General features: G+C 75.8%; 10 protein-coding genes. 3 read left to right on the top strand and 7 right to left on the bottom strand.

Translation table 11 applies throughout. The annotated features are described in order from the left end of the window. Window positions 1-88 precede the first annotated feature (88 nt). On the bottom strand, window positions 89-664 hold the full coding sequence (locus tag ABZ457_RS16230) for a histidine phosphatase family protein (RefSeq protein ID WP_359158182.1): 576 nt from the start codon (window positions 662-664) through the stop codon (window positions 89-91). 238 nt (window positions 665-902) lie between these two features. Beyond that, window positions 903-2,336: a PLP-dependent aminotransferase family protein gene (locus tag ABZ457_RS16225; protein WP_359158181.1), complete on the bottom strand. Its 1,434-nt coding sequence runs from the start codon at window positions 2,334-2,336 to the stop codon at window positions 903-905. On the opposite strand from ABZ457_RS16225, the gene ABZ457_RS16220 reads away from it, so the two are divergent. Next, the gene (locus ABZ457_RS16220) at window positions 2,335-3,282 is read left to right on the top strand and encodes a DMT family transporter (protein WP_359158180.1); all 948 of its coding nucleotides are present in this window, start codon (window positions 2,335-2,337) and stop codon (window positions 3,280-3,282) included. The two genes, ABZ457_RS16225 and ABZ457_RS16220, sit on opposite strands and share 2 nt — an antisense overlap. Before the next feature lie 106 nt (window positions 3,283-3,388). Then, the gene (locus ABZ457_RS16215) at window positions 3,389-3,580 is read left to right on the top strand and encodes a DUF1918 domain-containing protein (RefSeq protein WP_359158179.1); all 192 of its coding nucleotides are present in this window, start codon (window positions 3,389-3,391) and stop codon (window positions 3,578-3,580) included. Between the two features lie 57 nt (window positions 3,581-3,637). Here ABZ457_RS16215 and ABZ457_RS16210 read toward each other — a convergent pair whose 3' ends face one another. Beyond that, window positions 3,638-4,918 carry a family 10 glycosylhydrolase gene (locus tag ABZ457_RS16210; protein WP_359158177.1) on the bottom strand — a complete coding sequence of 427 codons (1,281 nt, stop codon included), beginning with the start codon at window positions 4,916-4,918 and terminating at the stop codon, window positions 3,638-3,640. Between the two features lie 180 nt (window positions 4,919-5,098). Here ABZ457_RS16210 and ABZ457_RS16205 point away from each other — a divergent pair, with 180 nt between their 5' ends. Then, window positions 5,099-5,959, top strand: coding sequence for a 3-hydroxybutyryl-CoA dehydrogenase (locus ABZ457_RS16205; protein WP_359158176.1), 861 nt, complete (start codon window positions 5,099-5,101; stop codon window positions 5,957-5,959). Window positions 5,960-6,011: 52 nt separating this feature from the next. Here the strand turns inward: ABZ457_RS16205 and ABZ457_RS16200 are convergent, their stop codons facing one another. The 4 genes from ABZ457_RS16200 to ABZ457_RS16185 all read right to left on the bottom strand — a co-directional run bounded on the left by ABZ457_RS16200 (window position 6,012) and on the right by ABZ457_RS16185 (window position 10,080). After that, window positions 6,012-6,548 (bottom strand): NUDIX domain-containing protein, encoded by a 537-nt coding sequence (locus ABZ457_RS16200; protein ID WP_359158174.1) that lies wholly within the window; start codon window positions 6,546-6,548, stop codon window positions 6,012-6,014. 114 nt (window positions 6,549-6,662) lie between these two features. Further along, window positions 6,663-8,003 carry a transcriptional regulator gene (locus ABZ457_RS16195; protein WP_359158173.1) on the bottom strand — a complete coding sequence of 447 codons (1,341 nt, stop codon included), beginning with the start codon at window positions 8,001-8,003 and terminating at the stop codon, window positions 6,663-6,665. A 399-nt stretch (window positions 8,004-8,402) separates the two neighbouring features. Further along, a complete protein-coding gene (locus ABZ457_RS16190) occupies window positions 8,403-9,404 on the bottom strand; it encodes a HEAT repeat domain-containing protein (RefSeq protein WP_359158172.1) in 1,002 nt (333 codons plus the stop codon). Then, window positions 9,391-10,080, bottom strand: coding sequence for a HEAT repeat domain-containing protein (locus ABZ457_RS16185; RefSeq protein WP_359158170.1), 690 nt, complete (start codon window positions 10,078-10,080; stop codon window positions 9,391-9,393). The genes ABZ457_RS16190 and ABZ457_RS16185 overlap by 14 nt, the downstream gene beginning before the upstream one ends. Window positions 10,081-10,097: the final 17 nt, after the last annotated feature.

Here is a 10,097-nt window from a genome sequence, read left to right as displayed (position 1 = left end):
ACATGACGGTGATCTTCGCGAACTCTCAGACCGCGAAGATCACCACCGTCGACTACAAGCAGCAGTTGATCAATTACCCAACACTTTCTCAGGCCGCCGCCTCCAGACGGAGGTGCCAGCGGCCGGGGCTGCCGGTGAGGGTGACGGTGGACAGGGGGCGGACGTCGACCTGCCAGTACATCGAGGGGTGGGCCCGGAGAGCGTAGACGAACGCGGCGCGGACCACCGCCGGTTCGGCGACGGCGACGATCGCGCCGCCCACGTCGCCGGGCCGGGTGTCCAGCCAGCCCCCTATCCGGGAGATGAAGGTCAGCAGCGGCTCCCCGCCGTGCGGCGCGCTGCGCGGGTCGGAGAGCCAGGCGTCGACGGCGTCCGGTTCGCGGGCCGTGACCTCGGCCAGGGTCCAGCCGCGCCAGCGGCCCATGTCGCAGTCGCGCAGGGCGGGCTGGGCGATGGGCGCGAAGCCGAGGGCCTCGCCGGTGGCGCGGCTGCGGGTGGTCGGCGAGCAGTAGCGCAGCTCGGCGGAGCTCAGCGGCACGAGGGCGTGTGCGGCGAGCTGGACCTCGTGCCAGCCCGCCTGGTCCAGCGGCCGGTCGTCGTCGAACCGCTCGGTGAGCAGCGAGGAGCTGCGCGCCGCGGCGACCAAGGTGACCCGGACACTCATGGCGTGATGGTGCTGGTCGGCGGGCCCCTGGTCAAGGGGTCGCCGGGGCCGGGACGGCGCCCGGTCGGCGGGACGGCACCTGGCCGGCGGGGTCAGCGCGACGGCCCGGGCGACCCGGCCGGACCGGTCAGCACGGCGGCCCGGGACGGCGCCCGGCCGGCGGGGTCAGCGCGACGGCCCGGGCGACCCGGCCGGACCGGTCAGCACGGCGGCCCGGGACGGCGCCCGGCCGGCGGGGTCAGCGCGGCGGCCCGCCGTACGCCGTCGCCAGCCGGCGCACGCCCTCCGTGAGTTCCGCGGGGCCGGCCACGGCGGCGAAGCTCAGGCGGATGTGCCCGGCGGGCGGCTCGGCGCAGAAGTAGGGACGCCCGGGGGCGACGGCCACCCCGGCGCGGAGCGCGGCCCCGACGAGGGCGGACTCGTCCGCGCCGTCGGGCAGCCGCAGCCACAGATGGTGTCCGCCGGCCGGGACGTGCGGCAGGTCGAGGTCCGGCAGCCGCAGCCGCAGCGCGGCGGCCAGGGCGTCCCGGCGGGTCCTCAACTCGGCCGACACGGACCGCAGATGACGGCTCCACGCGGGCGAGCCGACCAGTTCGAGGGCCGCCTCCTGGAGGGGCCGGGGCACGAAGAAGGTGTCCACGACATGGATCGCGCGCAGCCGCTCCAGGACCGGGCCCCGGGCGCCGAGCATCCCGACGCGCAGGCTGGGCGAGGTGACCTTGGTGAGCGAGCCGACGTGCACCACGACGCCGTCCCGGTCGTCGGCGGCCAGCGGCCTCGGCAGGGTGCCCGCGCCCTCGTGGACGAGCCGGCGGGCGAAGTCGTCCTCGACCACGAACGCGCCCGCCTCCCGCGCGATCCGCAGCAGTTCCGCGCGCCGGGCAGGGGCGAGGACGGCTCCCGTGGGGTTCTGGAACAGGGGCTGGCAGACCACCACCCGCGCTCCGGTGGCGCGGAACGCGGCGGAGAGCAGGTCCGGGCGGAGCCCGTCCGTGTCCACGGGCACGGGGACCGGGCGCAGTCCGGCGGCGCGGGCGATGGCGAGCATCCCGGGGTAGGTGGGCGACTCCACGAGGACCGGCGCGCCGGGTGGGGCGAGCGCCCGCAGTGCGGTCGTCAGGGCCGCCTGGCCGCCGGAAGTGACGAGGACGTCGGCCGGGCCGAGGGTGTCCCCGGTGCCGCGGGCGAACCACTCGCGCAGTTCGGGGAGGCCGTCGGCGGGTGGCCGGGACCAGGCGCCGGGGCGGCGGCCGGCCCGGGCGAGGGCGGCGGCCAGGGCGCGTTCCGGCTGGAGGGAGGCGTGCAGATAGCCGCCGTTGAACTCGATGACGCCCGGCGGGGGTGCGGCCAGGGTGACGAGGACGCCGGAGGCGTCCACGGCGCGCGGCACGACCTCGGCGGCGGCGTCCGCGCTGAGGGTGACCTCCTGCCAGGAGGTGTCCCCGGGCGGGGGCGCGGCGGCCGGTTCGGCGCGGAAGGCCCCGGCGCCCGGCCGGGTCACCACGAGCCCTTCGGCGACGAGCCGGGCGAGGGCCCGGGAGACCGTCACCGGGGAGACGCGGTGGCGTTCGACCAGCTCCCGGCTGGACGGAAGCTTTCCACCGACCGGATAGCGTTCCAGCTCCTTCTTCAGGAGATCCGCCAGTTCCACCACACTGCTACGCTCGTGCATGAGAGCACAGAATAGCGCTATCCCTCTCGCCCCGATAGCGGTCGACGAGCGTTCCGCCCTCGGTCCGGCCACTGGACCCTCGCCGGTGGACGCGCGGACCGGCACTCTGCTCGCCGGGCTCGGCGTCGTCACCTTCTCCCTGACCTTCCCGGCCACCGTCTGGGGGCTGGACTCCTTCGGGCCCTGGTCGCTGGTCGCCTTCCGCGGGGTGCTGGCCGCGCTGCTGGCGGGCGGATTCCTGCTGGCGCTGCGGGTCCCCGTCCCGGACCGCCGCCACTGGGCCGGGCTCGCGGTGGTCGGCGGCGGGGTGGTCGTCGGCTTCCCGCTGCTGACCACGCTGGCGCTGCGCACGTCGACCTCCGCGCACGCTGCGGTCGTCGTCGGGCTGCTGCCCCTGACGACGAGTGTGTTCGCGGCCCTGCGCACCGGGCGGCGGCCGTCGCGGACCTTCTGGGCCGCGGCCCTCGCCGGGGCCGCCGTCGTCCTCGCGTTCACCGTCCAGCAGAGCGGCGGCGCCCTGCACACCGGGGACCTGTATCTCTTCGGGGCGCTGCTGGTCTGCGCGGCCGGGTACACGGAGGGCGGCCGGCTCGCCGCGGTGATGCCCGGGTGGCAGGTGATCGGCTGGGCGCTGGTGCTCTGCCTGCCGCTGTGCGCCGCCGGCTCGGCCGTCGCCTTCGCCTTCGAGCCGGTCGACCTCACGGCACGGGGGCTGACGGGCCTGCTCTGGGTCGCGGCCGGTTCGCAGTTCTTCGGGCTGTACGTCTGGTACCGGGGCATGGCCGGCATCGGGATCGCCCGGGCCAGTCAGCTCCAGCTCGCGCAGCCGCTGCTCACCCTGGTGTGGGCGGTGGCCCTGCTCGGGGAGGACCTCTCCCCGGCCGCGCCGGCGGCCGCGGCCGGGGTGCTGGTGTGCATCGCGGTCACCCAGCGGGCGCGGGCCTGAGGGGCGGCTGCCGCCGGGGGACGCGCGGAGCCGGGCGGGGCGGTCCGCCGTAGACTCGAATGGACCGGCCACCACCGAACGGGACACGTCGAGGAGGTCACTCCCGATGGAAGCGAACGTAGGCGACACCCTGTTGGTCCACGGCAGGACCGTGGGAGAGCACGACAAGTCCGCCGAAGTCCTCGAAGTGCTCGGGCAGAAGGGCAGTCCGCCCTTCCGGGTCCGCTTCGACGACGGCCACGAGGCGGTGCTGTCCCCCGGTCCCGACTGCACCGTCCAGCACCACGACAAGAGCTGAGCGGACCGGGCGGCGCGGGGCTCGCGGGCCCCGCGCCGCCCGTTCCCGCCCCTGTGCTCAGCGGCGGTGCCCGCCGCGCGTCCGCCCCGGGTAGTGGTCCGCGACCACCCGCGCCATCGCGCCGATCGGGTCGTCCCGCACCTCCAGCGCCGAGAAGAAGCAGTGACCGGCCACCTCCTCCCGCCCGGCGGCGTAGGCGAGGTGCCGGGACAGCTCCGCCGGGTCCTGCCAGGGCGCGGGCTGGCCCGCGGCCCCGGCCTTGTAGAGCGCCTCCCCGATGTACAGGTCCGTCTCCGTGCCCGCGGCGACCTCGGACCACCAGTCCACGAGGACGTCGTAGTCGGCGGCGGCGAAGCCCCGGTGCCAGTAGATCTGCGGGACCACATAGTCGATCCGGCCCTCCCGGACCCAGGCGCGGGTGTCGGCGTGCAGATCGTCGTAGGTCTGCACGCCCGCCCGGGTGCGGGAGCCGAGGGGGTCGGTGGCGGCGTTGCGCCAGACGCCGAACGGGCTGATGCCGAAGCGGACGCCGGGCCTCAGGCCCCGGACGCGCTCGCGCATCTCCCGGATCAGCAGATCGGTGTTGGCCCGCCGCCAGGCCGCCCGGTCCGGGTGGCCCGAGCCGTACCGCTCCCACGCGGCGTCGTCGTCGAACCGCTCCCCGGCCACGGGGTACGGGTAGAAGTAGTCGTCGAAGTGGACCGCGTCGATGTCGTAGCGGCGCACCGCGTCCGTCATCGCGTCCTGGACGAAGGACCGCACCTCGGGAAGGCCCGGGTTGTAGTACAGCTTCCCGCCGTACGGGACCACCCACTCCGGGTGGCGGCGCGCCGGGTGCGAGGCGACCAGGCGGGACGGGTCGGCGTGCAGGGCCACCCGGTAGGGGTTGAACCAGGCGTGCAGTTCGAGGCCCCGGGCGTGCGCCTCCGCCACGGCGGTGCCGAGGGGGTCCCAGCCGGGGTCGCGGCCCTGGGTGCCGGTGAGGTACTGGCTCCACGGCTCATGGGGCGAGGGCCACAGCGCGTCGGCCGTGGGGCGGACCTGGAAGACGACCGTGTTCAGCCGCCGGTCCACCGCCGTGTCGAGATGGGCGAGCAGTTCGGCGCGCTGCTCGGCGGCGGGGAGGCCGGGCGCGGAGGGCCAGTCGCGGTTGGCGACGCTCGCCAGCCACATGCCGCGGAAGTCCCGGTCGGCGCGCGGCCCGCCGGGCGGGGCGCCCGGTCCGTGCCGTGGCGCCGGTCCCGGGCGGCCCGTGGCCGCCGCGTCGCCCGCCGCGGCCAGGGCGGTGAGCGCCGCCGCGGCCGTCACCACGAACCCTCTTCTCCCGATTCGCCCCATTGTCCCGCCTCCTTCTGTGCCGGGATGCCGGCCTCCGCCGACCCGTGCCCGGGGAGCATGCCCGCCCCTGACGCCCGGGCATCCACGCATCCGGAGTAACGTCGTGGATCGGCGGGCGCCGGAACCGTACGGGGGACCCGCCGGGTGAAGACCATCGAAAGGCATGAGGTGACGGACTCAATGGCCGACATTGCACGCGTCGGAGTGGTGGGCTGCGGCCAGATGGGCGCGGGCATCGCGGAGGTGTGCGCCCGCAGCGGCCTCGAGGTGATGGTGGCCGAGACCACCGGCGAGGCGCTGGAGATCGGCCGCACCCGGCTGCACAACTCCCTGACCAAGGCGGCCGAGCGCGGCAAGATCACCGAGGAGGAGCGGGACGCCACCCTGGCCCGGCTCTCCTTCACGACCGACCTCGGGGAGTTCGCCGACCGCGACCTCGTCATCGAGGCCGTCGTGGAGAACGAGCAGGTGAAGACGGAGATCTTCCAGGTCCTCGACCAGGTGGTGACCCGGCCGGACGCCATTCTCGCCTCCAACACCTCCTCCATCCCGCTGGTGAAGCTCGCGGTCGCGACCTCGCGCCCGGACCAGGTCATCGGCATCCACTTCTTCAACCCGGCGCCCGTGCAGAAGCTGGTCGAGCTGATCCCGGCGCTCACCACCTCCGAGGAGACGATCAAGCGCTCCGAGGCCGTGGTGCAGCAGGTGCTGGACAAGCACCCGATCCGCGCCCAGGACCGCTCGGGCTTCGTCGTGAACGCGCTGCTCATCCCGTATCTGCTCTCCGCGATCCGGATGTTCGAGTCGGGCATCGCGAGCCGTGAGGACATCGACAACGGCATGGAGATGGGCTGCGCCCACCCGATGGGGCCGCTGAAGCTGTCCGACCTGATCGGTCTGGACACGGTCGCCTCGGTCGCGGACTCGATGTACGCCGAGTTCAAGGAGCCGCTGTACGCGGCCCCGCCGCTGCTCCAGCGGATGGTGGACGCGGGGCGGCTGGGCCGGAAGACCGGTTCGGGCTTCTACGTCTACTCCTGAAGCTCCTGACGCCGACGGCCCGGGTGGGGTCCCCGCCCGGGCCGTTCGCGCCTCAGCCCAGGTGCGGGTGCAGATGGTGAAGCATCAGCAGGCCGGCGGCCATGTTCGCGGCCGGGATCTCGCCGCGGGCGATCATGTCGGGCACCAGCTTGAGCGGCACCCACTCGCGCCGGGAGGACTCGAAGGCATCCCGGGGCGGGCCGGTCCAGGTGGCCTCCTCGCTCCAGTAGAGGTGGTGGCGGGCGTCGCTCAGCCCGTTGGAGGGCTCGACGGTCAGCAGATGACGCAGGGGGCCGGGGCGCCAGCCGGTCTCCTCCTCCATCTCGCGGGCCGCCGCGGCGGCGATGTCCTCGCCGTCCTCGACCACCCCGGCGGGCAGCTCCCAGCCCCAGCTGTCCGTGATGAACCGGTGCCGCCAGAGCATCAGGACCTCGCCCGCCTCGTTGACGGCGGTCGCGACCGCGACGGGCCGCAGCCGGATGAGGAAGTGGTCGAGGTGCCGGCCGTCCGGGAGGGCGACGTCCGCGAGGTTGACCCGGAACCACGGGTTCTCATAGATGGTCTGTTCGCTTAATTTCGTCCACTGCACGTTTCTGCCACCTTCCGACTCGTCGGTGGCAACATGGCAGCAGCAGCGGGCCGTCAGGGGAATCGGCGCCGGAGCGAAATCGGCCGACGACGCCCCCTGGGCCCACCACGCGCCTCACAGGGGGACGCGCAGCGCCCCGTCGATGTGCCCGGCGGCCTCCGCCGCCTCCGCGCAGCCGCTCGCCGCGAGGTGGTCGCGGACGCTCCGCAGCCGGTCCCGCAGCCGCCGCGACTCCATGCCCCGGGCCCGTTCCAGCATCTCGGCCGCCGTGCCCGCGGCCCGGTCCGGCTCGCCCTGGCGCAGCTCGATCTGGGTGAGCATGGCGAGCCGGTGGACCCGGCCGCGGTCGTGGGCGGGGGTGTCCACGGCGGCGGTCGCGTGCGCGCGGGCGGGGGCGAGGTCGCCCAGGCTGAGCAGGGCCTCGGCGACCTGGACGTCCACCAGGCCCGGCTGGACGTACCCCGTCTCGTCCGGTTCGGCGCCGGGGCGGATGCGGTCCGCTTCCGACTCGGCCCGGCGGATGCAGGCGGTCGCGCCCGCGCCGTCACCGAGGTGGGCGTACGCCTTGGCCTGCATCGCGTACAGGTCGGCCGCCAGGGCGGGGGTGATCTGCCCGCCCGCCGAACGCAGCGCGGCCTCCGCGAAGGCGACCGCCTGGCGGTGCTCCGACAGGAACAGCGACTGATTGACCAGCAGCGCGACGACGTACGCCCCCAGCCGCCGGTCGCCGCTCGCCTTGGCGAGGCGCAGGGCCTGGTGGAAGTAGCGCTGGGCCAGGCCCTGGGCGTCGGAGTCGTACGCGCAGATCCCGGCGACGGCGACCAGCCCGCCGGCGGCGCGGTGCAGCCGGCGGCCGAGCGCGTCGCCGTAGGTGCCGCGCAGCAGGGGCGCGGTCTCCGCGTTGAGGAAGCCGACCACCCGGGCGCGGGTGGCGATGCCGCCGGCCCGGCGGTACATCAGCTCGTAGTGGGCGCGGGCGGAACGCAGCATCTCCACGTCGGCGGCGCTGACCCGGCCGGCGCCGTCCCGGGAGACATCGGCGTCCTCCGGCGGGTTCTCCCACTCCCACACCGGGATGACGGCGGGGGTTCCGGTGACGGCGGGGGCGTCGACGACATGCGGGCGCTGCTGCTCGTCGGAGCGCCAGAGGGCGCTGGCCCGGTCGACGAAACCGGAGAGGGAGGCGCTGCCGGTGCCGTCCGCCGCGCCGGAGGCGGCGAGGCCGGCATCGGCGAGGTGGACGGGGCGGTGCAGGCGGGCGGCGAGGACCTCGCAGATCAGGTCGGGGACCTGGCCGCGGGGGCGCTGGCCCTTCAACCACCGGGCGACGGCGGTGTGTTCGTAGCGCAGGGAGAGCCCGCGGGCCCGGCCCGCCTGGTTGACCCGGGCGGCCAGACCGGCGTGGGAGACGCCCGCTTCGTGGAGCAGCGCGTCGAGCAGGACGTTGGGTTGCATGGGGTCCCCTCCCCTTCCCTCGGTCCGCGTCAGCCTAGTGGAGGAGGATTCGCACGGGGTGTGAATCGTGCGTCCTTTTCCACTGCTTTCGCACGCTCCCGCGCGGGGCGGCGAGGCGGTTGACTCGGTCCTCTCGGAAAGAGGCAGCCGGGCCGCCGGCTCCCCCTCGTACAGCACGGCGGCCCCTCTCGTGCCGCCCGCCCTGCCGATCTGCCCGACACTCCGTGGCAGGCCGGGCGGCACCGGCTGCGACTCCCTGCCGCGCGGGCCCGGGGCGGGTCCTGCGCGCGGAGCCGGGAGGGCGTCTTCCCCCTGGCCCCTCCCGGCGCCCCGAGCACGCCGCACCGCGCGGCGGGCGCGGGACCGCCTCAGCCGCGCACAGGCACCCGGGGCGGCCCGTCACCGCGACTCGCGCAGCCGTAGGAGGTACACCGCGGTCCCCGCCACGGCACGGTCCGTGTCCCGGGACAGCTCCGTGAGGGTCCGGGTGGCCGCCGGGCCCGGGATGCCCGCGAGGGCCTGGGTCAGCCGGCCCCGGGCGGACGGCGGGGTCGCGGGGCGGGCGATGCGGTCCGTGAGCGCGGTCGCCAGCCGGTCCGCCGCCGTCGCGTCGGCGGCCAGGACGCCGAGGGCGTCGGCCGCGTCGGTGTCGTTCCGGCCCGCCACGATCATCTCGACGAGTTCGGGGACCGCGTCGGCCTCGCCCCGCCCGCCGAGGGCGACGGCCGCGTGGCCCCGGACCCGGGCGTCCGGGGCGGCGAGGGCCACCCGCAACCCCTCGGTGGCCTCGGGGCCCGGCAGTTCGGCGAGGGCCTGGACGGCGCGCTCCCGGACCGCGGCCACCGGCGAGCGCAGACCCCGGGCCAGCAGCGGCCCGGCGCCGTCGGCGTCCGATCGTGCCAGCGCCCACCGCAGGGCCCCCGCGACATACGGGTCCGACTCGCTCAGCGCCGCCTCGACCAGGGCCTCCACCGGCACCCCGCCCACCGAGGCGAGGGCGGCCCGCTGGCGGGTTCCGGCGCTCGCCGAACCCAGTCCCTGCAGGAGGGCGACGACCTGGAGGACGTCCTCCCAGTCGCCGGGGTCCGCGGCCCGGATGCGGTCGAGCCGCCGGAGCAGTTCGGTCTCGGCCGCGATGCGCTCGCGCGTCCGGTGGACGAGGTCCCCGACGAGCGCCGCGGGCGCGAACCCGGGGTCGTCGAGCGCGAGTCCGATCTCGCGGAGCGAGAGCCCCAGGGACCGCAGGCTCTCGATGTGGAAGATCCGCCGGATGTCCTCGGCCGCGTACTCCCGGTAGCCCGAGCCCGTGCGTTCCGAGGGCCGCACCAGGCCGAGCGACTCGTAGTGCCGGAGCATCCGCGCGCTCACCCCGGACCGTCGCGCCACCTCACCGATCAGCACGGTGCTCCTCGTCCGTCCCGGGGGCGCCGGCGAGCGCCACGACGCGCCTGGCCTCCTCGATCGCCGCCGCGAACCCCGCGTCCGGGTCGTGCAGCAGCCGCAGCGTGGCGAGCGCGTGCGCCCGCACCCGGGGGTCGGCGGCCGCGGCCCCGGCGTCCAGCACCGGCACGGCCTCCTCCCCCAGCGTGACGAGCGCCCGGCTGAGGCTGAGCCGCGTCGGCTGCCCGCCGCGCCCCAACTGCGCGGCCAGCACGGCCGCCAGGGCGGCTCGCTCCTCGTCCGGCACGAGCACGACCGCGGCCCGCCAGGCGCTCCGCGCGACCTCCTCGTCCGGGTCGGCCAGCACGGCCGGGGTGATCGCCGGGTACGCCCGCCGGTCGGCGACCTTGGAGAGGGTGTGCAGCGCCTGGCCGCGGGCCTGCGCCCGGTCGGAGCGGACCTCGCGCAGCAGCGCGGGGAGGGTCAGGGACACCGGGTGGCGGGTGAGTGCCCAGGTCAGCATGTCGCGGACGAAGAAGTCGGGTTCGACGGCGCAGCGTTCGACGAGGGGGGCGACCAGGCACGGCCGGGGCGCCGCGCCGGCCGCCAGAGCCGTCCTCAGCCGCACCGGGGCGCGGCCGTCCGCCAGTCCCCGCAGCGCCCGCGCCACCTCCGGGTCCTGCTTCGTCTCGGTCATCGGGACCACCTCCTGGG

This window comes from Streptomyces sp. NPDC005805, assembly GCF_040630445.1.
Taxonomy (GTDB): Bacteria; Actinomycetota; Actinomycetes; order Streptomycetales; family Streptomycetaceae; genus Streptomyces.
This window is presented reverse-complemented; position numbering and strand designations above follow the sequence as displayed.

What these genes read in the sequence shown, in the direction of transcription:
- ABZ457_RS16205 (WP_359158176.1), top strand. Translation starts at nt 5,099, where the DNA reads ATGGCCGACATTGCACGCGTCGGAGTGGTGGGCTGCGGCCAGATGGGC.
- ABZ457_RS16185 (WP_359158170.1), bottom strand. Translation starts at nt 10,080, where the DNA reads ATGACCGAGACGAAGCAGGACCCGGAGGTGGCGCGGGCGCTGCGGGGA.
- ABZ457_RS16220 (WP_359158180.1), top strand. Translation starts at nt 2,335, where the DNA reads ATGAGAGCACAGAATAGCGCTATCCCTCTCGCCCCGATAGCGGTCGAC.
- ABZ457_RS16195 (WP_359158173.1), bottom strand. Translation starts at nt 8,003, where the DNA reads ATGCAACCCAACGTCCTGCTCGACGCGCTGCTCCACGAAGCGGGCGTC.
- ABZ457_RS16225 (WP_359158181.1), bottom strand. Translation starts at nt 2,336, where the DNA reads ATGCACGAGCGTAGCAGTGTGGTGGAACTGGCGGATCTCCTGAAGAAG.
- ABZ457_RS16215 (WP_359158179.1), top strand. Translation starts at nt 3,389, where the DNA reads ATGGAAGCGAACGTAGGCGACACCCTGTTGGTCCACGGCAGGACCGTG.
- ABZ457_RS16210 (WP_359158177.1), bottom strand. Translation starts at nt 4,918, where the DNA reads ATGGGGCGAATCGGGAGAAGAGGGTTCGTGGTGACGGCCGCGGCGGCG.
- ABZ457_RS16230 (WP_359158182.1), bottom strand. Translation starts at nt 664, where the DNA reads ATGAGTGTCCGGGTCACCTTGGTCGCCGCGGCGCGCAGCTCCTCGCTG.